We start from the raw sequence: 20,572 nt of genomic DNA on the forward strand, positions 1-20,572 counted from the left end.
GTACCGATAGCCCCTCCCCTGAAGGGGAGGGCTTTGGCTCAGACCAGCGCCGGCACCGGCGACGCCTTCACCTCGGCGGCTTCCTCATGCGAGTCCTGCCATTCGGTGCGGCGCTTTACCCACGGGTTCAGGAACAGCGCCGGCAGCTTGAGGAACAACAGCTCGGAATGGATGAACGTGTCGATCCCGCGCTCCCACCATTTGGGGTCGCGCTTGCCGTTCGCCTTGAGCCAGCCGTCATAGGGCGCCCAGTGGCTCGGCTCGTCCTTCTCGATGATCCGGAAGATCTTCATCAGCACCTTGTCGCCGGTGACGAGCGGATGCTTGAGCAGGATCTCGACCTGCTTGTGGCCGCGCTGCTCGGTGAGCGAGATCACCCGGCAGAGCTTCTCGAACTGGTCGTCCTCGGCGATGATCCGCTGGGTATCGAGCTCGTCGATCGTGTGGCGGAACATGATCTCGACGAAGCGGTCGATATGGCCGCAGGTACGGTCGACCTGGAGCGGCATCTTGCCTTGCAGCTCGAACCAGCGCTTGAACATGACGTAGTGCTTGCGCTCGTCGGCGCGGTGCTTCTCGATGTCGGCGATCAGCTGATGGTCGTCGGGCGCGCGCGCCTTCACTGCCTCGAGCACCCGGTCGATGCTCGTATAGCCGCGATGTTCGTTGTAGATGTAAATCGAGCCCAGCAGGTCGAGATAACGGCGGCGGAACCAGGCTAACATGGGGTTAGCCCTACGCCTTCGCGGGGGCCGCCGCCAGCGAAGAAACATTAATTCGCGTCAAGGTAATTTCCGGTCGAGAAAGGCGACGCTGTCCGCCAGCACCGGTGCCTTGCCCCGGAACGGGACCGACAGCGCCATCGCGACCTCTTCGTGGCTGAGCCCGGGATAATTGCGCAGCTCGACCGGCGCGCCCAGCGCCTTGAGCCGCGCCGCCAGATTGATCGCGTTCTTCGGCCGCACCACGGTATCGCGGCTCGACGTGACGAGCAGCAGCGGCGGCGCATCGGCGCGGGCGAAGTGGAGCGGCTGGGTCATCGCCGGATCGGCGACGCCCTGCATCGCATCGATCGCGCGCTTCGACGTGAAGGGCGCGAAGTCATAGGGTCCGGAGAGCCCCACTCCCGCCTTGACGATGCCGGGATCGACGCCCTCCGCCACCAGCCAGCGCCGGTCGAGCGCGAGCATCGCCACGGTATAGGCCCCCGCCGAATGCCCTGCGAGCGCGATCCGGCTGGGGTCGCCGCCAAATTCGGCGACATGGTCGCGCGTCCATCTGACCGCCTCAGCACCGTCCTGGAGGAAGGCGGGGAAGCGCACGCCCGGCACCTTGCGATAATCGGGCGCCACCACGACGAACCCGGCCTTGGCAAAGGCGCGCGCGGCGAAGGCATAGGCGGCGCGGTCGCCCTTCACCCATCCGCCGCCATACCAGAAGATCAGCACCGGCCGCCTGCCGGGCCCCGCGCCGGCGGGCCGCCACACGTCGAGCGTCTGGCCGTGCGTGCCGAAGGCGATCGCGCTGCCCGGCCGGCTGGTGCCGCTACCGCCGCCAAGCGCGGCATCCGCCAGCGACAGCAGCCCGGGCGGCGAGACGAGCAGCGCCAGCGCCAGGCCCGCGAGCACCAGCGCCAGCACGGCGCCCGCGGCCCAGCGCCACATCAGGCGGTGGCCAGCGCGACTTCGTAGTTCGCCGTGGTCTTCTCCGCGACTTCCGCCTCGGTTACGCCCGGCGCCAGCTCGATCAGGCGGAAGGGCGAATTGTGGTCGGGCCGCTGGAACACGGCGAGATCGGTGATGATCATGTCGACCACGTTCTTGCCGGTGAGCGGCAGGCTGCACCCCGGCACGAACTTGGGGCTGCCGTCCTTGGAGTTGTGCTCCATCACCACGATGATCTTCTTGACGCCGGCGACCAGGTCCATCGCACCGCCCATGCCCTTGATCATCTTGCCCGGGATCATCCAGTTGGCGATGTCGCCGGTCTCGCTGATCTCCATCGCGCCGAGCACGGTCAGGTCGATATGCCCGCCGCGGATCATCGCGAAGCTCTGCTCCGAGCCGAAATAGACCGATTGCGGCAGCTCGCTGATCGTCTGCTTGCCGGCGTTGATCAGGTCGGGGTCGACTTCGTCGTCATAGGGGAACGGCCCGATGCCGAGCATGCCGTTCTCGGACTGGAGCGTCACCTCGACGCCCGCCGGGATGTGGTTCGCCACCAGCGTGGGGATGCCGATGCCCAAATTGACGTAGAAGCCGTCCTGCAGCTCCTTCGCGGCGCGGGCCGCCATTTCATCGCGGGTCCAGGCCATCAATGCACTTCCTTGCCAAGATCGGTGGGAGATTCGCGCTCGGCATCGAAGCCGAGCCAGATGCGGGCGAGCGCCTCGCTTTCGCTGATGCCGACCGCGTTCGCCCAGGCGCGCGCGCCGTGGCGGATGCAATCGACCATCGCGATGCCGAACACCGCGGGATCGGGGTTGAGCGCGCCGGGATCGACCAGGCACGTCGCCTGGCCGCCGGGCTTGTGCCACATCCGCAGGAACTCGCGGCTGCCCTGGAGCAGATGCGCCGCCCCCGAGATGTCGAGCTCGTCCTGGAGCTTGCCCTTGCGCCCGAAGCTCATGGCTTGGCCTCGGCCGGGTCGGCCCATTGCTTGTCCCTGGAGAACACCTCGTCCATCCCGCCCTTCAGGCCGGTGCCGTAGACGGGGTTGGGCAGGATGAACCAGCCATGCCCCCAGAGCGGCGCGATCAGCGTGTTGCCGGTGGTATTGCGCCGCGCCGAAGTCGGCAGGTCCTTGGCGTTGAACAGGTCGCTGAAGTCGCCGAGCTGGTCGCCGCCCATCGCGACGACGCAATAGCGCTCGGCGATCTTCCAGCGGCGCTCGTCCTTGCCGCCGGGGGCACTGTCGTCGCGCAGGATCAGCGTGTCGCCGATCGTCACCGGGCCGAGCCCGGCATTGTCGAGCGCCTGAGCCGTGAACGCCGCGGTGCTCGCCGAGCGATTGGAGTTGAAGATCACGGTGATGCCGTCGCCGCGAATCGCCGCGATCGTCTCGGCGGCACCGGGCACGGCATCGACCTTGTCGGCACCGGTCTGCTCCCAGCGCGTCCAGCGGCCCTGGTCATAGCCCGGCCCCCGGCGCGCCGCATCGCTCTCGAAGCCGAGATTGAGCAGCACGGTCTCGTCGACGTCGAACACCACGGCCATCGGACGCTTGCCGCAGGTCTCGAACTTGGGCGAGGTCAGCGTCGAATCGCGCGTGAGCACCACCGAGCTGATCTGGCTCTTGTCGCGGCGGAAGCGCAGGTCGTTGTGGATATAGGTCCACAGCGCCGCATAGGCCTGGAGGCTGAGCGCCGAGGCTTCGCCCGAGCCATAGAGGAACTGCATCTCGGGCGGCACGCTGCCCGGCGCGGGCGCCGCCGGGGTGGCGGGAGCCGCAGGGCCGCCATTGGGCGCGGGCAGCGCGGTGAGGCCGGTGACCTGCACCGTCTGGCCGTCCTCGGTCCGGTAGACCTGGCCCGGCTTGAGCGCCGGCGCTGGCTTTTCCTGCTTCTTCCTGTGGCTGTCCTGCTGGGTCTTGACGACGCCCGCCGCCGCCGCGATCGGCACCGCGGCGGCGATGCAGCCCGAAAGGCTGGTCGCGGCGAGCGCCAGGCCCGCTATCAGGGCGACGCGGCTCATGCCGCCTCGCGGGGCCGGGTCGTCCGGAACTCGATCTTCTTGTCATAGGGGCTGCCGACGATCAGCCGCTTCACATAGATCCCCGGCAGGTGGATCTGGTCGGGGTCGAGGCTACCCACCGGCACCACTTCCTCGACCTCGGCGACGCAGACCTTGCCCGCGGTCGCCATCGGCTGGTTGAAGTTGCGCGCGGTCTTGCGGAAGATCAGGTTGCCGCTCTCGTCGGCCTTCCAGCCCTTGATGATCGACAGGTCGCTGCGGATGCCGCGCTCGAGGATGAACTCTTCCGGTCCATTTGGGCCGTCAAAGACCTTCACTTCCTTGCCCTCGGCCACTTGGGTGCCGACGCCGGTCTTGGTGTAGAAGCCCGGGATCCCCGCCCCGCCCGCGCGGCAGCGTTCGGCCAGCGTGCCCTGGGGGCAGAATTCCACCTCGAGCTCACCGCTCAGATATTGCCGCTCGAACTCCTTGTTCTCGCCGACATAGGAGGAGATCATCTTCCTGACCTGGCGGGTGCGCAGCAGCTTGCCGAGCCCCTCGCCGTCGATGCCGGCATTGTTGCTGGCGATGGTCAGGTCCTTGGTGCCCGCGTCGCGGATCGCGTCGATCAGCCGCTCGGGGATGCCGCTCAGGCCGAAGCCGCCCGCGCAGATCGTCATGCCGTCGAACAGCAGCCCTTCCAGCGCTGCTGCGGCGGTGGGGTAGAGCTTCTTCATCGGCGATTCTCTCCTACGGGCTGACGCGCGGATAGTCCGGCGCCCGAGCCCCGGTCAAGCGAACCTGAACCGACTTTCAACTTCGCTGCACCGCCGCATTGGGGGCGAGGCAAAGCTGAACCCAAGGTGACCGACTATGGTGGTGTGGCACAAAGGCAACACGGTTTGGCTGTAGCAAAATTGACATATTGCACTGCGGAATCGAGCGCCTACGTAGAAGCCCGGATGGCCGTCCGATCTGAGTAAATAAGTCCAAAGGTAGGAAATATAATGCGAATTCTCGCAGTGTCCGCGCTCGCCCTCGTGGCAGCCACCGCAGCTCCCGCTTTCGCGCAGGATAGCGCCGCGCCGTTCAACGGCCCGCGCATCGAAGCCGAGGGCGGTTGGGATCATGTCGGCTCCGAGGGTTATGGCCGTTCGGGCTTCGTCTATGGCGGCGCCATCGGCTACGACAAGCAGTTCAACAACATCGTGATCGGCGCCGATGCCGAAGTGACCGGCGCGACCACCAAGGACAGCGGCGTGGAAGCCGGCCGTGACCTCTATGTCGGCGGCCGTGCAGGCGTCGTCGTCGGCGGCTCGACGCTGCTCTACGGCAAGGCTGGCTACACCAATGCCCGCGTCGCTGCCGGCAACTTCAGCCAGAACAACGACGGCTATCGCCTCGGCGCCGGCGTCGAGCGCGACTTCGGCCGCTTCTTCGGCAAGGTCGAGTATCGCTACTCGCGCTACGAGAAGATCGACCTGAACCGCGACCAGGTCGTCGCGGGCGTCGGCGTTCGCTTCTAAGCGACCGACAAATCCGGACAGCAAGGGGGCCGCGCGGGCTACTGCGCGGCCCTTTTGCATGCCCGCTTGACTCATTTAGACACTTCGCTAAATATCGAATCATGAGTTCGGTATTCAAAGCCCTGGCCGACCCGACGCGGCGCCGCGTGCTTCAGCTCCTGCGCAAGGGGCCGATGAGCGCAGGCGACCTCGCCGATCAGTTCGACGTCTCCAAGCCGACGATGTCGGCGCACTTCGCAGTGCTGAAGGAGGCGGACCTCGTCCATGCGGAGAAGGCCGGCAAGTCAGTCATCTATCACCTGAAGCTGTCGGTGCTCGAAGAAGCACTGCTCGGCTTCGCCCATTCGTTCGGGCTCGGCGCGGAGACGCCCGAGCCAAGCAAGGAGACTGCACGATGAACAAGGAACTCGCAGCGGGCCTCGGCTGGTGCGGCGGCATTCTCGCGCTGTCGATCGGCTCGGTCGTCGCGCGCAAGCTGGGCTATATCGACCAGGACACCGTGCTGCGGCTCGTCCTCGGCATCAACGGGCTGATGATCGCCTGGTACGGCAACCGCATTCCCAAAAAGGTCGTCCCGAGCATCCGCGCGCGCCAGGCGCAACGCGTCGCGGGCTGGTCCCAGGTGCTGAGCGGCCTCGTCTATACCGGGCTATGGGCATTCGCGCCGATCCCGGTGGCGACGATCCTGGGGACCGCCACGGTCTTTGCCGGCGTGGTGGTGACGCTCGGCTATTGCCTGTCGCTGCGGGACCGCGCCAGGACTGCCTGATCGCCCGGCGCCTGACCGCTCAGCCCGCCGGCCCGTCGTCCAGCATGATCGACCGGTGCGGCGTGCGGTCGCCATAGCTCTGCTCGGCCACCTTGGCGCCCGCGGCGCGCAGCGCATCGGGCCGGTCGATCGAGCGGACGCCGGTGATCGCCGCCTCGAACTTCATCGTCCCCGCGAACGCCGGCACCGCACGCACCCGCTCCATCCAGCCGGCGGTGCGCGGCCAGCGCCCGGCATCGATCTCGAACCCGGCGAGCGAGGCGTTGCGGAAGAAGCAGGCATAGGTGATGTCGGCGGTGCAGACATGGTCGAACAGGAAGCCCTCGCCCGGCGCCCGTGCCTCGATCCAGTCCAGCGCTTCGGGCAAGTCGCGCGTCGTCACCTGGTCGATCAGCGCATGATCGGGCTCGCGCTTCCAGACATAGGGGACGATCGTCTTCTGGTAGAACAGCCGCCAGATGATCAGGTCGCCGAGCCGGCTGTCGGCAAACTCCTCCATCCAGCGTGCCCGGGCCCGGTCCGCGGCGCTCTTCGGCATCAGCGGCGGCTCGGGCCAGCGCTCGTCGACATATTCGGCGATCACGGTCGAATCGTTGAGGATCAGATCGCCCTCGATCAGCACCGGGATGCGGCGCAGCGGGCTGACTTGGGTGAACGCATCGGTGCCGAAGAACGGCACGATCGGATCGAGTTCATAGTCGACGCCCTTATGATCGAGCGCGACGAACACTTTCCGCGCATAGGGCGAGACGTGGTTGCCGATGATGAGCATCTAGCCTCTGAAACTATTCCGTTCAGAGCCCTATCTCGAAAAAGCGCATGGGACCATCGTCCTCAACATCCTCCCAAACCGGCTCACAGGTCGCCGCCCTTGCCAGGAATGCGGTCAGGCTAGGCGCCATCACCCGTCGCTCATCCTCATCGCTGCCGGTCAGAATGATCTGGCCAGGAGTGCCGCCTTCGACTGGCGAGAGATCGACCGCATAAGCGTTGCCGCCGCCGTCGATCGCGAATCCGAACCAGCCGCGCCGCCAATATTCTCGCGCAACGGGCGGATCGCCGGGACGCAGTGTGATAAACTCATTGGGGTCAGTCTCGTCGCCCCAATCATCGATGACGTCCTCCCAGACCTGATAGTCGCCCACTGCCTTGGCAAGCGGGACGAACTCATAGCCGCCAAACAGCGGAGTCACGATCTTGCCGGGCGCAGGGTCCGCGATATCGCCAATGTCGACCTGCCCGTCCGCCCACAGGTACAGCGCCCGCAAATCGTCGGGCAGGCGAAAGCCGATTTCCGCCTCCGCTGCCGCGATCGCAGCTTCGGTCGCCGGCGGATTGAGATGCGCCTTGGCGGCGAAGCCTAGATCGCCCAAGTAAACGAGCCACGTGTCGAGCGCCGATTGGAAATCTTCCATTTCGTTCCCCTTTCGTACTCATCTTCGTAAGGGGTTGCCGCGGTTATTGGAACCGGCCAGGAGGCCAGAAGCCTCCGGACCGGACATTGTTCGACCGGGAGTCCCCGCCATTGCCTCCGTCTATATGCCAGCAATGATCACACGGGTTGGTCCCGCGCCCGTGCCGGGCTAGGACCGCTCCCATGACCGCGAAACGCACCGGGGGCCGGATCCTCGTCGACAACCTCGTCGCACAGGGCTGCGACCGTATCTTCCACGTGCCGGGCGAGAGCTTTCTCGCCGTGCTCGACGCGCTGCACGACGTGCCGCAGATCGACGTGGTGACCTGCCGCCAGGAAGGCGGGGTGGGCTTCATGGCCTGCGCGGACGGCGCGATGACGCAGCGGCCGGGCGTCGCCTTCGTCACGCGCGGTCCGGGCGCGACCAACGCCTCGATCGGCGTGCACGTCGCGATGCAGGATTCGCAGCCGATGATCCTGTTCATCGGCGATGTGGACCGTTCGATGCGCGACCGCGAAGGCTTCCAGGAAGTCGATTTCCCCGCGATGTTCGCCCCGCTCGCCAAATGGGCGACGCGGATCGAGGATGCGCGCCGCATCCCCGAATATGTCGCCCGCGCCTATGCCGTCGCCACCTCGGGCCGCCCCGGTCCGGTGGTGATCGCGCTGCCCGAGGACATGCTGTGCGACGTCGTCGAGGCAGTGGACCGCCCCGAGCTCGCCCCGCCGCTCCAGGCGCCCGATGCCTATGATCTCGACCAGATGTTCGAGATGCTCGCGGCTGCCCAGCGCCCGATCGCGATCGTCGGCGGCGCCGGCTGGGACGCCGAGGCCGGCGAGGACTTCGCCCGCTTCGCCGAGCGCATCGCCCTGCCCGTCGCCGGCGCCTTCCGCCGCCAGGATGCGATCCCGAACGCCTCGCCCGCCTGGGCCGGCAATCTCGGCTACGGTCCGAACCCCAAGCTGGTCCAGCGGATCAAGGATGCCGACCTGCTGCTCGTGGTCGGCGCCCGGCTCGGCGAGGCGACGACGGACGGCTATGCGCTGATCACGCCGGACCACCCTGGCCAGACGCTGATCCACGTCCATCCGGACCCGAACGAGCTCAACCGCGTCTATCTCGCCGACCTGCCGATCTGCGCGCGGCCCTTCGAGTTCGCGGTCGCCTTGGCAGCGGAGGACGAGGTCGAGCTTCCGAGCTTCGATGCCGCCGCCGCGCATGCCGAGTGGCTCGAATGGTCGACCCCCCGGCCCCGCGACGGCGTCGCGCTCGATCTCGGCCAGTGCGTCGCGGCGATGCGCGCGGCGATGCCGGCGGATACGATCGTCTGCAACGGCGCCGGCAATTTCTCGAGCTGGTGGCACCGCTACTGGCCCTATGCAGCGCAACCGAGCCAGCTCGCCCCCACCGCCGGCGCGATGGGCTACGGCGTGCCCGCCGCGGTCGCCGCAGCGCTGCGCTTCCCGAACCGCGCCGTGGTCGCGCTGGCCGGCGACGGCGACTTCCTGATGAACGGGCAGGAGCTCGCCACCGCCGTCCAGCACGACGCGAACCTGATCGTCCTCCTGGTCGACAATTCGACCTATGGCACGATCCGCATGCACCAGGAGCGCGAATATCCCGCGCGCCTCTCGGGCACGACGCTCCGCAACCCCGATTTCGCCGCGCTCGCCCGCGCCTATGGCGGCTGGGCCGAGACGGTGGAGACGACCGCCGAATTCGCCCCCGCGCTCGACCGTGCGCTCGCCCGGACCGGCCTGCGCCTGCTCCACCTCAAGACCGATATCGAGTTCATCACGCCCGGCCTCACGGTCTCCGGGCTGCGCGGCAAATAAACCCGCCGGGCCGCCGCTTCGGCACGCCCGCGCCCGCTATAATGCTGGGCACAGGGGTTTTCGAAGAGGCGAGTAGATGGGCTGGCGGCACCTGCATGTCGGGCGCAAGGGCGACAATCTGACCATCCAGAACCGGCAGGTCTGGCGGGAGGAATGGCGCTGGATCAACGCCGAGACCGTGCGCCTGCCCGATCCGATGATCGGGTCTGACATCCTCTCGCACATGATCTGCGAGATCGGCCCGAAGACGCGCCCCGCCCGCTTCGCCGCGGTGAAGCTGCAGAGCGACCTGTGGAGCTTCTACGTCCCGGATTGATTGGGGCCGCGAGGCTTCCCCTTACTTCACCCCGGCCTTCGCCGGGGTAAAAGAGCCCATAAACTAATCCAGCAGCCAGCCGCGCTTCGGCGCCGCGCCGCTGACCACAGGATCGTCCGGCTGGGCCAGGCGCAGCTTCGCGCTCGCCAGCGGCTTGCCGGTGAGCCGATCGACCACCACCGGCTCGACCAGCGTCTCCGTCTCGGTATCGACCAGCCGCGAGGTCCCGCCCGCGCCATTGTGGCGCCGGCCCCATTCGCCGATCACGTGCAGCACCGGCAGGAAATCGCGCCCGGCCTCGCTCAGCACATATTCGTCGCGCGGCGGGCGCTCGCTGTAGCGCCGCTTCACCACCAGGCCCGCCTCGCCCAGCGCGCGCAGCCGCGCGGTAAGAATATTGGGCGCGATCCCCAGGCTGACGCGCAATTCCTCGAACCGGCCGAGCCCGAGCGACAAGTCGCGCAGGATCAGCATGCTCCACGCATCGCCCACTTTCTCCAGCCCCCGGGCGACCGGGCAGCAGGTCCGCGATTTTTCTTCGAGCATGTCCATTGCATAATGATAGTGACTTACTATTAAAATGCAAGCGACTCGATCTCCGGGCCGCACCGGAGACCCATCATGACTGTTTCCTCGCTCGGCACCGCCCTCATCACCGGCGCATCCACCGGCCTCGGCGCCGTCTATGCCGACCGGCTGGCCCGCCGCGGCTACGACCTGGTCCTGGTCGCACGCGATGCGGCGCGCATGCAGGCGCTGGCCGAGAAGCTGACCGCCGAGACCGGCCGCAGCATCGAAGTCCTCCCCGCTGACCTGACCGATGGCGACGACCTCGATCGCGTGGCCGGGCGCCTTGCCGCTGACGACACGATTACGCTGCTGGTCAACAATGCCGGCATGTCGCTCAACGGCGGGCTGCTCGACAACGAGGCGCCGGCGATCGAGCGGCTGATCGCGCTCAACATCACTGCGCCCGCGCTGCTCGCCGCCGCCGCCGGCAAGGCGTTCAAGGCGCGCGGGCGCGGCGCGATCATCAACATCGCCTCGGTCCTCGCCTTCGCGCCCGAGATGTTCGACGGCACCTATTCGGGCAGCAAGGCCTTCCTGCTCAACCTTTCCCAGTCGCTCGCCGCGCAGCTCGAGCCCGAGGGCGTGCGCGTCCAGGCGGTGCTGCCCGGCGCGACCCGCACCGAGATCTGGGAGCGCTCGGGCAAGGATGTCGACAGCTTCCCGGCGGAGATGGTGATGGACGCGGGCGACCTGGTCGACGCCGCGCTGGCCGGCTTCGACCAGGGCGAGACGGTGACGATTCCGCCGCTCGCCGATGAAGGTCTGTATCTGGCCTATCGCGACGCGCGGCTGGCGATGGGCCCGCACCTCTCGAAGCGCGAGGTGGCGGCGCGCTATCGCGAGGTGGTTGCGGCCTGACCCTTTAGCCGTCACCCTGGCGAAAGCCGGGGTGACGGTCAGGGAGCGGTCGCCAACCCCGCCGCAATCTCCTTCCAGACCGCATCGCGCTTGCGCCGCAGCAGCGCGACCGCTGTCCGCCCTTCGCCATCGGCAATGTCGCCCCGCGCGCCGGCCTGCACGAACATCGCGAAATGCGCCGCGTCGCTGCCCTTGCTGAGCATCCGGTGCAGCGCGGTCCGGCCCTGCTTGTCCTGCGCGTCGGGGTTCGCGCCGCCGAGCAGCAACTCCTCCGCCGGCCCGAACTTGCTCCACCCCACCGCGCCGAGCAGCGGCGTGTCGCCGCGCTCCGCGCCTTCCTCGATGTCCGCGCCATGCTTCAACAGCAGTCGGATCGTCGCGCGATCCTCGTTCCAGGCCGCGGCGAACAGGCAGAAGTTGGGGGTACAGCCGAGCGTCAGCAGATGCTCGGCCAGCGCGATATTCTGCCCGCGCGCCACCGCGAACCACAAAGGCGTCGCCCGCCACGTGCCTTCGGTGAACGCCGCATCGTCCAGCCCCAGGCCGAGCCCAAGCAGCAGGTCGGCCATCGCCGGCGGCGTGCCCGGCACCGAACAGGCGAGGTGCAGCCAGCCCCGCCCGCGATCGTCGCGCACGGCGAGCAGGTCGGGCCTTTCGGCAAGCCCGTCGCGCACTTCGTCCATACGGTGACGGCGGATGCTCTCGGCAAGGCTGGTCTTCGAAACCATGGCGGCATCCTAGCTGCCCCCCGCACAAACGAAAGGGGCCGCCCCGGTCTCCCGGAGCGGCCCCAAATGCCTTGCCGGCACGTAAGCCTAGATGTCGTCGCCGAGCGCGCCCTTGACCGAGCCGATGAACTGCTGGCCCTTGCCCTTCAGCTCCTGGCCCTTGCCCTCGGCATCGAGCTTGTCGTCGGCATGCGTGCGCTGCGGATCGGCCGGATCGCCGGCTATCGCCTGCTTCGCCTTGCCAACCATCTCGTTGACGTTGCCCTTGATCTTGTCGGTAAGTTCGCCCATGATTTCAAACTCCTGGCCGCGGATCGGCGCTTGGTCGCGCCTGTGATCCGTACATGTTCAACAACGGTCCGCGCCGGATTTGGGTTCCGCCATGCCCGACCGGATTGCTGGCCATTACGAACGCCATGCGCATGCCTTCGATCATGAGCGCCGCAAGCGCTTCGTCGAGCGCGCCTGGATCGATCGCTTCCTGCTCGGCGTGCCGAAGGGTGCGCCGGTGCTCGATCTAGGCTGCGGCGCGGGCGAGCCGATCGCGCGCTACCTGATCGACCGCCGTCATCCGGTGACCGGCGTCGACCTCTCCGAGGAAATGATCGCGCTCTGCCGCACGCGCTTCCCGCGCGAGCGCTGGCTGGTCGGCGACATGCGCAAGCTGGCGCTCGACACGCCGTTCGGCGGCATCGTCGCCTGGGACAGCGCCTTCCACTTGCCCGCCGACGACCAGCTCGCGCTGATCGCACGCCTCGCGCCCTGGCTCGTCCCGGGCGGGGCGCTGTTGTTCAACACCGGCGACGCGCGCGGGACGGCGATAGGCCAGCAGTTCGGCGAGGAGCTCTACCACGCCAGCGCCGATCCGGCCGAATATCGCGCAGTGTTCGCGCGGACCGGGCTGTTCGAGGTGGCGTTCGCGCCCAGTGACGCGGCGACGGGAAGAGCGGTGTGGCTGGTGCGGAAGCCGCACTAGAGCGGGCTTCCCACTTCTTCGTCACCCCCGCTTTCGCGGGGATGACGGGATTGATCAGGGCGCCACCTTCTGCAGGAACGCGATCACCGCGGCCCAGGCCGGCTCCGCGCCATCCTTGTTCTTCGCGCGCAGCAGCGTGGAGGAGCCGTGGACCCCGCCCTGCTTGGGCACGAACTGCGCCTTCTCGCCTGGCACTGCCGCCAGGATGTCGTGCGCCGCGTCGATCTCGTGCCCGTCCTGCGCCGAGGTGGCGAACACCGGCGCCTTCACCCTGGCCGCGGCCCGCGCCACCAGCGTCTTGTCGTCGAAATATTCGCCCGGTGAAAACGCCATCACCGCCTTGACCTGGCCGGGATGCTCGGCGGCGAGCAGGAAGACGAGCGACGCCGAATAGCTGCTGCCCCACAGGATCACCGGCAGCTTCTTGTCGCCGGCCCAGGCGAGCGCCGCCTCCAGGTCCTGCTTGGCCGCGAGATAGTCCGCCGATTTCCCGAGCGTCTTCACCGTCTCGTTGCCGCCGAACAGGTCGCCGCCGGCACGCTGGTCGATGCGCAGCGAGCTGTACCCCCAGGTCGCCAGCCGCGGCGCGATCGTCGCATACTCGTCCTTGCCCGATCCCGCCTGGTGGAACAGCAGGATCAGCGCCTTGGGCTTGTCGGTGCCGGTATAGACGCCGGCCAGCTTCACGCCGTCCGCCGCAGTGAGCGTCACCGCTTCGGCGGAGATCGCCCGCGCTTCCTTGGGCACGTTCGAAGGCTTGGGATGGCAGGCCGAAAGCGCGAGCAGCGCAAGCGCACCCGCAGCCGCGCGCATCAGATCAGCCCCGCCAGCGGGCTCGACGGATCGGCATAGCGGCGCTTGGCCATCCGCCCGGCGCGATAGGAGAGCCGCCCGGCCTCCACCGCCGCCTTCATCGCCGCCGCCATCAGGATCGGGTCCTTGGCCTCGGCGATCGCGGTGTTCATCAGGATTCCGTCGCAGCCGAGCTCCATGCCCACCGCCGCGTCGCTCGCCGAGCCGACGCCGGCATCGACCAGCACCGGCACCTTGGCGCCCTCGACGATCAGCCGGATCGTCACCTGGTTCTGGATGCCCAGCCCCGATCCGATCGGCGCACCGAGCGGCATGATCGCCACGGCCCCGGCATCCTCCAGCCGCCTGGCGGCGATGGGATCGTCGACGCAATAGACCATCGGCTTGAAGCCTTCGTTCGCCAGGATCTCGGTCGCGCGCAGCGTCTCGACCATGTCCGGGTACAGCGTCCGCGCCTCGCCCAGCACTTCGAGCTTCACCAGCTCCCAGCCGCCCGCCTCGCGCGCCAGCCGCAGCGTGCGAATCGCCGATTCGGCATCGAAACAACCGGCGGTATTGGGCAGGTAGGTGATCTTCTTGGGGTCGATATAGTCGGTGAGCATCGGCGCCTTGGGATCGCTGACGTTCACGCGGCGGACGGCAACCGTGACGATCTCGGCGCCGCTCGCCGCGACTGCTGCGGCGTTCTGCTCGAAATCCTTGTACTTGCCGGTGCCGACGATCAGCCGCGAGCGGAAGGTCTTGCCGGCGACGCTCCAGCTGTCCTCGTCCACCGGGCGGCCATGATCCACGCCGCCGCCCGCGACCGGATGGTCGCCACCGCCGACAAAATGGACGATCTCCAGCTCGTCGCCGTCTTCAACGATCACCTGGTCGAGCGTCGAGCGCGGCACCACTTCCAGGTTGCGCTCCACCGCCAGCTTGGCGGGCACCAGCCCCAGCTCCTCGGCCAGCTGCGCGATGGTCAGCCCGGCGGTGACGCGCTTGTGCTCGCCATTGACGGTGATGGAGACGGTGCCGTCGCTATGCATGAAATGTCCTTGGATATTTGATCGGGAGCGCCGGCTCATATAGGGAAGCCGCTCCCGCGCCCGCAACCGAAAGGCTAGGCCTTGGCCGATACGATCTACGTTCTCAACGGTCCCAACCTCAACCTGCTGGGACTGCGCGAGCCGGAGATCTACGGTTCGGACACGCTCGACGACATTGCGGGACGCCTGGAAGACCGCGCGAAGGAGCTGGGGCTCGAGATCGACCTGCGCCAGTCCAACCATGAGGGCCATCTGGTCGACTGGCTGCACGAGGCCCAGGCCTACAAGGCCAAGGCCGTGCTGCTCAACGCCGGCGCCTTCACCCATACCAGCCTGGCGCTGTACGACGCGATCCGCGCGATCAGGACGCCGGTTCTGGAAGTCCATCTCTCCAACCCGCTCACCCGGGAGGAGTTTCGCCACCACAGCTATGTCGGCATGGCCGCCAAGGGAACCATCGCCGGTTTCGGGGCGCTATCCTACATGCTTGCGCTTGAAGCCGCCGCGCACCTCTGACAAAGGGCGCGGTTTCATCGGAAGACGAGATCAAATGGCAGATAAGAACGACAAGACGGGCGCCATGCAGGTTGATATCGACCTGGTGCGGCAGCTCGCCGCCGTGCTGGACGACACCAATCTCACCGAAATCGAAGTCGAGGACGGCGATCGCAAGGTTCGCGTCGCGCGCACCGTCCAGGCTGCGCCCGCGATCATGCAGGCGCCGATGGCCGCGCCGGTCGCGGCTCCCGTGGCCGCTGCGCCGGCCGCCGCTCCCGAGGCGCCTGCCGCCCCGTCGGCGCTGAACGCGGTCAAGTCGCCGATGGTCGGCACCGTCTATCTGGCGCCCAACCCCGAGGCGGCGAACTTCGTCTCGGTCGGCCAGCAGGTGAAGGCCGGCGACACGCTGGTGATCATCGAGGCGATGAAGGTGATGAACCCGATCCACGCCACCTCGGCCGGCACGGTCAAGGCAGTCCTGGTCGACAACGGCCAGCCGGTCGAGTTCGACCAGCCCCTCGTGGTTGTCGAGTAAACCCAAGTGCCCGAGATCAAGAAGCTCCTGATCGCCAATCGCGGCGAGATCGCCCTGCGCATCCACCGCGCCTGCCACGAGATGGGGATCAAGACCGTCGCGGTGCACTCCACCGCCGATTCGGACGCGATGCACGTCCGCCTCGCCGACGAGGCGATCTGCATCGGGCCGCCGAGCGCGTCCGAGAGCTATCTCAAGATCGACCGGATCATCGCCGCTGCCGAGATTTCCGGCGCCGATGCGATCCACCCGGGCTATGGCTTCCTCTCGGAGAACGCCAAGTTCGCCGAGATCGTCGAGGCGCACGACATCATCTTCGTCGGGCCCAAGCCCGAGCATATCCGCACGATGGGCGACAAGATCGAGGCGAAGCGCACCGCCGGCGCGCTCGGCCTGCCGCTCGTCCCCGGCTCGGACGGCGCGATCAGCGATGTCGAGGAAGCCAAGCGCATCGCCGAGGCGGCGGGCTATCCCGTGATCATCAAGGCCGCGTCGGGCGGCGGCGGCCGCGGCATGAAGGTCGTCACCAACCCCGCCGACCTCGAAGCGCAGATGCTCCAGGCGGGCAGCGAGGCGAAGGCCGCCTTCGGCGACGCCACGGTGTACCTCGAGAAGTATCTCGGCAACCCGCGCCACATCGAGATCCAGGTGTTCGGCGACGGCAATGGCAACGCCATCCACCTGGGCGAGCGCGACTGCTCGCTCCAGCGCCGCCACCAGAAGGTGCTCGAGGAAGCCCCCTCGCCCGTGCTCTCCACGGAAGAGCGCAACCGCATCGGCGGCATCTGCGCCAAGGCGATGGCCGACATGGGCTATCGCGGCGCCGGCACGATCGAGTTCCTGTGGGAAAACGGCGAGTTCTACTTCATCGAGATGAACACCCGCCTGCAGGTCGAGCATCCGGTGACCGAGGCGATCACCGGCCTCGACCTCGTCCGCGAGCAGATCCGCGTCGCCGAGGGCCATGGCCTGACGCTGCGCCAGGAAGACGTGCAGTTCCGCGGCCATGCGATCGAGTGCCGCATCAACGCCGAGGACCCGCGCACCTTCGCGCCCTCGCCGGGCCTGGTGAAGGGCTATCACGCGCCGGGCGGCATGAACGTCCGCGTCGATTCGGGCCTCTACACCGGCTACAAGGTGCCGCCTTACTACGACTCGATGATCGCCAAGCTGATCGTCTACGGCACCACCCGCCAGGGTGCGCTCCGGCGCCTGCGCCGCGCGCTCGAGGAGTTCGTGATCGACGGGATGAAGACCACCATCCCGCTCCACCAGGCGCTGCTCGACGACCCCGACTTCCAGAAGGGCGACTATACGATCAAGTGGCTCGAGGAGTGGCTGGCGCGGCAGGACGACGTCCAGTCGTGAAAGCCACGATCTACCACAATCCCCGCTGCTCGAAATCGCGCGAGGCGCTGGCGATTCTCAACGAAACGCCGGGCCTCGGGGTCGAGGTGGTCGAATATCTCAAGACCCCGCCGAGCCGGGCGACGCTGAAGGATCTCTACGCCCGCGCCGGCATGACCGCGCGCGAGGGGCTGCGCATCGCAGAGGATGCCGCCAAGCCTCTGAAAGGCGCGGAGGATGACGCGATCCTCGATGCGATGGCGGCCAATCCGATCCTGATCGAACGCCCGCTGGTCGTCACCGAAAAGGGCGTCCGCCTCGGCCGCCCGCCCGAGAGGATCCGCGAGATTCTCTGAGGCCGCCCTACTCAAAATGGCGATTCCCGCCCGGGCATAATCATTACGTTAATGACACATGCCCCATAACCCTGAGCGGGGAAGGGTGGGGAATCGGAATGTTCGTCAAAGTCGGTACCGGGAATCGCGCGATGGAGCGGCGGGCATGACCCCCTCCCCCGGCACCACCCTCGATCGCCTCGCTTCCTGGTTCCGCGGTCGCGAGGATGACGACAGCATCGCCCCCGCCCCCGATCGCCAGGCCTCGCACCGCATCCGCTACGAGCAGATCGGCGCCTTTCTCGATCGGCACGGGCTCGAGCCCAGCACGGTCAATTTCGATTTCGCCGGCCGCTTCCTCGACGGCGCCGATTCGCGGCTGATGCAGGTCGCCCGCGCCGTGCTCGACAAGCGCGGCAGCTTCACCGATCACGATGTCGAGCGGATCATGGAACGCCGCGCCGCCGAGGATACCGCCGGCAAGCTCGAGGCGCTGAGCCGCGAGCTCGAAGGCAAGGTCGCCGAGTGCCTTGCCGCCGTGGGCGACGCCACCGATTCGACCAGCGCCTATTCCACCGCGCTCGATGCCGCCGCCACCCAGATGGCGAGCGATCCGGGCGAGGCCTATCGCCGCCTGCTCGAAGTCACGCTCGAAGTCGCCGAGACCACCCGCAAGATCGGTGGCCGGCTCGAGCGGACCTGCAAGGACACCCGCAAGCTCCGCGCCGATCTCGAGCGCGCCAAACGCGCCGCCGAGGAGGACGAGCTCACCGGCCTGCCCAATCGCCGCGGCTTCATGGCGCGCGTCGAAAGCGCGCTCGCCCGCCCCGAGACGCGCCCGCTCACCCTGGCGCTCTGCGACATCGACGATTTCAAGACGATCAACGATCGCCACGGCCACCATACCGGCGACCGCGTGCTCCGCTTCGTCGCGCAGCAGCTCCAGGCCGCGCTCGGCCGTCACGTCGTCGTCGGCCGGCACGGCGGCGAGGAATTCGTCTGCCTGTTCGAGACCAGCACCGTCGAGGAAGCCGCCGACCTGCTCGACATGTGCCGCCAGCGCCTGCGCGACCGGGCTCTCCGCGACCAGACCAGCGGGCTGTCGATCGGCCGGATCAGCTTCTCGGCCGGCGTCGCCGCGATCACCAGCGACGCTGCCCCCGCGCTGCGCCTCGCTGACGAGCTGCTCTACGCCGCCAAGCATGCCGGCAAGGACCGGGTGGTGACGGTGACGACCGCGGAGACCTCGGCAGCGGCATAACCGCAAGATCGGTCAGGCATCCCCTGCCCCACCCGCGCCATAGCCGGGTGGCAGGGAGACCCAAGTGATGCCTACCGATGCCCGCCAGACCTATCTCGCCCGCATGGCGCGCGCGCTCGACCATGTCGACGCGCAGCTCGATGCGGACCTGAGCGTGGAGGCGCTGGCGGGCGTCGCGGCCTTCTCGCCCTTCCACTTCCATCGCCAGTTCGCCGCACTGTTCGGGATCAGCGTCCATCGCTACGTCCAGCTCGCGCGGCTCCAGCGCGCGTCCTTCGCGCTCGCCTATCGGAAGGATGCGGTGCTCGACATCGCGCTCGATTCCGGGTTCGGCGGGCCGGAGGCGTTCGCCCGGGCGTTCCGGCAGCGGATCGGCCAGAGCCCGAGCCAGTTTCGGCACGGGCCGGACTGGGCTCCCTGGACCGCGGCGCTCGCGCCGCTCGAACAGGCCAGGAGCCAGCACATGATCCCGAACTATACCGACGCCGACGTGACCATCCTCGACTTTCCCACCACCCCGATCGCGCTGCTCGCGCATCGCGGCGATCCGATGACGGTGGGCGACACGATCCGCCGCTTCATCGACTGGCGCCGCGCCAACGGCCTGCCGCCGGCGAAGAGCGCCACCTTCAACCTGCTCCACAATGATCCGGACGGCGTGCCGCCTGAGGAGCACCGCATCGACATCGCCTGCGCTACCGCCAGCGTCGCGCCCAACGATATCGGCGTGGTCGCCGGCGAGATCCCGGCGGGGCGCTGCGCGATGGTGAGGATGACCGGCCCCGGCGACGACCTGCGCGGACCGGCACACTTCCTCTACGCCGACTGGCTGCCCCGCAGCGGCGAAGAGCTGCGCGACTTCCCGATGTTCGTGCGGCGCGTGAAGTTCTTCCCCGATGTGCCGGCGAACGAGGCGGTGACGGAAATCTACTTGCCGCTCAGCTGAGCCCGCCAGCGCCGCCAGTTGCGCAGGAACTGGTAGATGTGCAGCAGGATCGCCCCGGCGAAGAGCAATGTCATGCCCAGCTCGAAGATGCCGGCGCCGGGGCTCTTGTAAAATTCGGAAACGCTCTGCCAGGCCCAACTGCCCAGGACCGCGACCCAGATCAGGTTCGCGACCAGCGATGGCTGCGGCACGCCCTCGTCGGGCCTGTCCAGCATCCGGGTCTCCGCCGCTCTGCCGACCACGCCATCGGCGTAGACGAGCGTCACTACCAGCGCCGTGTTCGCCACCACCGCGAGCGCGATCCCGAACGCCTGGACGTCGCCGCCCTGCCAGATCATCCAGAGCGGCAGCGCGGCGCCGAGCAGCACCCAGCCGACCCAGACCAGCGGATTGGCGACGATTTGCCGCCACTCGGCGACCAGCGCCTCGACGTCGCCCGGCTCGAAGCGCACCGCGCCCTCGCGGACCCAGTAGAGATAGGAATCGCCCTCGGGCACGAAGCGGCTGCGGAACCAGCGCTCGAAAATCGGCATCGATCACCCCCTCTTCAGGTGCGTGATATCCTGCTTGAGGCCGTAGAGATACGCCGCCCGCCCGTCGCGCACCTCGACATCGGCGGTCACCCGCATCCAGCGCGTCTCGCCGTTCGGGCGGCGGATCTCGGCGTCGAAGGTGAAGCTGCCGCAGGTTGCGATCGCCGCGTCGCGCAGCCGCGCGAGCTCGGCCTGCGATTCCCGGCTGTACATCGCCACCACGTCGGCGCGGCGCACCGGCTGGTCCGAAGGCAGGCCGAACAGCTCGAACACCCCCGGCGTCCAGCGCAGCGAATCATCGGAAAGATCGCACTCCCAGGCCGCGGGCATCGGCGCCAGCACCGCGGGCGCGCTGTCCGGTACCACATGCAGTTCCCGCGCCCAGCCCATCGGCACGCGGCCGGCGCTGGGTTCGGCAACCCGGTCTATCCAATGGCGCGGCACACAAACCCCAGTTCCGTTGTTGCCCCTGTGCTACGCCTTCAATGGTTAATGTCCAGTCTGGAACGGCTGCGCCGAATCGATCTTTAAATGTAGGATTTCATCTGCTTGGCTGTGCAGCGATGCAGAAGCCTCACCCCTCCCTCGTCCGTGATCCCCGCGCTGCGT

28 protein-coding genes are annotated in these 20,572 nt (G+C 67.8%); 13 read left to right on the top strand and 15 right to left on the bottom strand.

The features are described 5' to 3' along the window. Positions 1–38: 38 nt before the first annotated feature. From ABLE38_RS03150 to ABLE38_RS03175, 6 genes are read right to left on the bottom strand one after another with little or no spacing between them, the layout of a single operon-like run. Positions 39–725 (bottom strand): ferritin-like domain-containing protein, encoded by a 687-nt coding sequence (locus tag ABLE38_RS03150; RefSeq protein ID WP_348972710.1) that lies wholly within the window; start codon positions 723–725, stop codon positions 39–41. A gap of 57 nt (positions 726–782) precedes the next feature. After that, on the bottom strand, positions 783–1,664 hold the full coding sequence (locus ABLE38_RS03155; RefSeq protein ID WP_348972711.1) for an alpha/beta hydrolase: 882 nt from the start codon (positions 1,662–1,664) through the stop codon (positions 783–785). Continuing rightward, entirely contained in the window at positions 1,664–2,314 is a 651-nt protein-coding gene (locus ABLE38_RS03160; RefSeq protein ID WP_348972712.1) for a 3-oxoacid CoA-transferase subunit B, read from the bottom strand. The genes ABLE38_RS03155 and ABLE38_RS03160 overlap by 1 nt, the downstream gene beginning before the upstream one ends. After that, complete coding sequence (locus ABLE38_RS03165; protein ID WP_348972713.1) at positions 2,314–2,628, bottom strand: DUF5076 domain-containing protein; 315 nt, start codon at positions 2,626–2,628, stop codon at positions 2,314–2,316. The genes ABLE38_RS03160 and ABLE38_RS03165 overlap by 1 nt, the downstream gene beginning before the upstream one ends. Further along, on the bottom strand, positions 2,625–3,692 hold the full coding sequence (locus tag ABLE38_RS03170) for an HAD family acid phosphatase (protein ID WP_348972714.1): 1,068 nt from the start codon (positions 3,690–3,692) through the stop codon (positions 2,625–2,627). Before ABLE38_RS03170 ends, ABLE38_RS03165 begins: the two co-directional genes overlap by 4 nt. After that, on the bottom strand, positions 3,689–4,408 hold the full coding sequence (locus tag ABLE38_RS03175; RefSeq protein WP_348972715.1) for a CoA transferase subunit A: 720 nt from the start codon (positions 4,406–4,408) through the stop codon (positions 3,689–3,691). Before ABLE38_RS03175 ends, ABLE38_RS03170 begins: the two co-directional genes overlap by 4 nt. A gap of 270 nt (positions 4,409–4,678) precedes the next feature. Here ABLE38_RS03175 and ABLE38_RS03180 point away from each other — a divergent pair, with 270 nt between their 5' ends. The 3 genes from ABLE38_RS03180 to ABLE38_RS03190 all read left to right on the top strand — a co-directional run bounded on the left by ABLE38_RS03180 (position 4,679) and on the right by ABLE38_RS03190 (position 5,966). Then, complete coding sequence (locus tag ABLE38_RS03180; protein WP_348972716.1) at positions 4,679–5,197, top strand: outer membrane beta-barrel protein; 519 nt, start codon at positions 4,679–4,681, stop codon at positions 5,195–5,197. A gap of 101 nt (positions 5,198–5,298) precedes the next feature. Next, complete coding sequence (locus tag ABLE38_RS03185; protein WP_348972717.1) at positions 5,299–5,595, top strand: autorepressor SdpR family transcription factor; 297 nt, start codon at positions 5,299–5,301, stop codon at positions 5,593–5,595. Further along, a complete protein-coding gene (locus tag ABLE38_RS03190; RefSeq protein WP_348972718.1) occupies positions 5,592–5,966 on the top strand; it encodes an ammonium transporter in 375 nt (124 codons plus the stop codon). The genes ABLE38_RS03185 and ABLE38_RS03190 overlap by 4 nt, the downstream gene beginning before the upstream one ends. A gap of 19 nt (positions 5,967–5,985) precedes the next feature. On the opposite strand, the gene ABLE38_RS03195 is transcribed toward ABLE38_RS03190, so the two are convergent. After that, entirely contained in the window at positions 5,986–6,738 is a 753-nt protein-coding gene (locus ABLE38_RS03195; protein WP_348972719.1) for a glutathione S-transferase family protein, read from the bottom strand. 22 nt (positions 6,739–6,760) lie between these two features. Next, positions 6,761–7,381, bottom strand: coding sequence for an SMI1/KNR4 family protein (locus ABLE38_RS03200; protein ID WP_348972720.1), 621 nt, complete (start codon positions 7,379–7,381; stop codon positions 6,761–6,763). Between the two features lie 182 nt (positions 7,382–7,563). On the opposite strand from ABLE38_RS03200, the gene ABLE38_RS03205 reads away from it, so the two are divergent. Together ABLE38_RS03205 and ABLE38_RS03210 are read left to right on the top strand one after the other, a co-directional pair. Next, positions 7,564–9,216, top strand: a complete 1,653-nt coding sequence (locus tag ABLE38_RS03205) for a thiamine pyrophosphate-binding protein (RefSeq protein WP_348972721.1) — start codon at positions 7,564–7,566, stop codon at positions 9,214–9,216. Positions 9,217–9,292: 76 nt separating this feature from the next. Continuing rightward, complete coding sequence (locus ABLE38_RS03210) at positions 9,293–9,532, top strand: hypothetical protein (RefSeq protein WP_348972722.1); 240 nt, start codon at positions 9,293–9,295, stop codon at positions 9,530–9,532. 63 nt (positions 9,533–9,595) lie between these two features. Here the strand turns inward: ABLE38_RS03210 and ABLE38_RS03215 are convergent, their stop codons facing one another. Next, on the bottom strand, positions 9,596–10,084 hold the full coding sequence (locus ABLE38_RS03215; protein WP_348972723.1) for a helix-turn-helix domain-containing protein: 489 nt from the start codon (positions 10,082–10,084) through the stop codon (positions 9,596–9,598). Between the two features lie 69 nt (positions 10,085–10,153). Between ABLE38_RS03215 and ABLE38_RS03220 the strand changes: the two genes are divergently transcribed. Beyond that, positions 10,154–10,960, top strand: a complete 807-nt coding sequence (locus ABLE38_RS03220) for an SDR family oxidoreductase (protein ID WP_348972724.1) — start codon at positions 10,154–10,156, stop codon at positions 10,958–10,960. Positions 10,961–10,998: 38 nt separating this feature from the next. Here the strand turns inward: ABLE38_RS03220 and ABLE38_RS03225 are convergent, their stop codons facing one another. Both ABLE38_RS03225 and ABLE38_RS03230 read right to left on the bottom strand, forming a co-directional pair. Further along, entirely contained in the window at positions 10,999–11,688 is a 690-nt protein-coding gene (locus tag ABLE38_RS03225; protein WP_348972725.1) for a hypothetical protein, read from the bottom strand. Positions 11,689–11,775: 87 nt separating this feature from the next. Continuing rightward, positions 11,776–11,979 (bottom strand): CsbD family protein, encoded by a 204-nt coding sequence (locus ABLE38_RS03230; protein WP_348972726.1) that lies wholly within the window; start codon positions 11,977–11,979, stop codon positions 11,776–11,778. A 91-nt stretch (positions 11,980–12,070) separates the two neighbouring features. Between ABLE38_RS03230 and ABLE38_RS03235 the strand changes: the two genes are divergently transcribed. Continuing rightward, positions 12,071–12,664 (top strand): class I SAM-dependent methyltransferase, encoded by a 594-nt coding sequence (locus ABLE38_RS03235; protein ID WP_348972727.1) that lies wholly within the window; start codon positions 12,071–12,073, stop codon positions 12,662–12,664. A 54-nt stretch (positions 12,665–12,718) separates the two neighbouring features. On the opposite strand, the gene ABLE38_RS03240 is transcribed toward ABLE38_RS03235, so the two are convergent. Both ABLE38_RS03240 and thiS read right to left on the bottom strand, forming a co-directional pair. Continuing rightward, positions 12,719–13,477 (bottom strand): alpha/beta hydrolase, encoded by a 759-nt coding sequence (locus ABLE38_RS03240; protein ID WP_348972728.1) that lies wholly within the window; start codon positions 13,475–13,477, stop codon positions 12,719–12,721. Then, positions 13,477–14,508 (bottom strand): sulfur carrier protein ThiS, encoded by a 1,032-nt coding sequence (gene thiS / locus ABLE38_RS03245; RefSeq protein WP_348972729.1) that lies wholly within the window; start codon positions 14,506–14,508, stop codon positions 13,477–13,479. Before thiS ends, ABLE38_RS03240 begins: the two co-directional genes overlap by 1 nt. A gap of 81 nt (positions 14,509–14,589) precedes the next feature. Here thiS and aroQ point away from each other — a divergent pair, with 81 nt between their 5' ends. From aroQ to ABLE38_RS03275, 6 genes are all read left to right on the top strand, one after another. Beyond that, a complete protein-coding gene (gene aroQ, locus ABLE38_RS03250) occupies positions 14,590–15,024 on the top strand; it encodes a type II 3-dehydroquinate dehydratase (protein ID WP_348972730.1) in 435 nt (144 codons plus the stop codon). A gap of 34 nt (positions 15,025–15,058) precedes the next feature. Then, positions 15,059–15,541 (top strand): acetyl-CoA carboxylase biotin carboxyl carrier protein, encoded by a 483-nt coding sequence (gene accB / locus ABLE38_RS03255; protein WP_348972731.1) that lies wholly within the window; start codon positions 15,059–15,061, stop codon positions 15,539–15,541. Between the two features lie 6 nt (positions 15,542–15,547). Continuing rightward, positions 15,548–16,909 carry an acetyl-CoA carboxylase biotin carboxylase subunit gene (gene accC, locus ABLE38_RS03260; RefSeq protein ID WP_348972732.1) on the top strand — a complete coding sequence of 454 codons (1,362 nt, stop codon included), beginning with the start codon at positions 15,548–15,550 and terminating at the stop codon, positions 16,907–16,909. After that, complete coding sequence (gene arsC / locus ABLE38_RS03265; protein ID WP_348972733.1) at positions 16,906–17,244, top strand: arsenate reductase (glutaredoxin); 339 nt, start codon at positions 16,906–16,908, stop codon at positions 17,242–17,244. Before accC ends, arsC begins: the two co-directional genes overlap by 4 nt. A 145-nt stretch (positions 17,245–17,389) precedes the next feature. After that, positions 17,390–18,484, top strand: a complete 1,095-nt coding sequence (locus tag ABLE38_RS03270; RefSeq protein WP_348972734.1) for a GGDEF domain-containing protein — start codon at positions 17,390–17,392, stop codon at positions 18,482–18,484. A gap of 67 nt (positions 18,485–18,551) precedes the next feature. After that, entirely contained in the window at positions 18,552–19,430 is an 879-nt protein-coding gene (locus tag ABLE38_RS03275; protein WP_348972735.1) for an AraC family transcriptional regulator, read from the top strand. On the opposite strand, the gene ABLE38_RS03280 is transcribed toward ABLE38_RS03275, so the two are convergent. Together ABLE38_RS03280 and ABLE38_RS03285 are read right to left on the bottom strand one after the other, a co-directional pair. Then, the gene (locus ABLE38_RS03280; protein WP_348972736.1) at positions 19,412–19,963 is read right to left on the bottom strand and encodes a hypothetical protein; all 552 of its coding nucleotides are present in this window, start codon (positions 19,961–19,963) and stop codon (positions 19,412–19,414) included. The genes ABLE38_RS03275 and ABLE38_RS03280 overlap by 19 nt on opposite strands. 3 nt (positions 19,964–19,966) lie before the next feature. Further along, positions 19,967–20,407: a PAS domain-containing protein gene (locus tag ABLE38_RS03285; RefSeq protein ID WP_348972737.1), complete on the bottom strand. Its 441-nt coding sequence runs from the start codon at positions 20,405–20,407 to the stop codon at positions 19,967–19,969. Positions 20,408–20,572: the final 165 nt, after the last annotated feature.

It is taken from the genome of Sphingomonas sp. KR3-1 (assembly GCF_040049295.1).
Taxonomy (GTDB): Bacteria; Pseudomonadota; Alphaproteobacteria; order Sphingomonadales; family Sphingomonadaceae; genus Sphingomonas.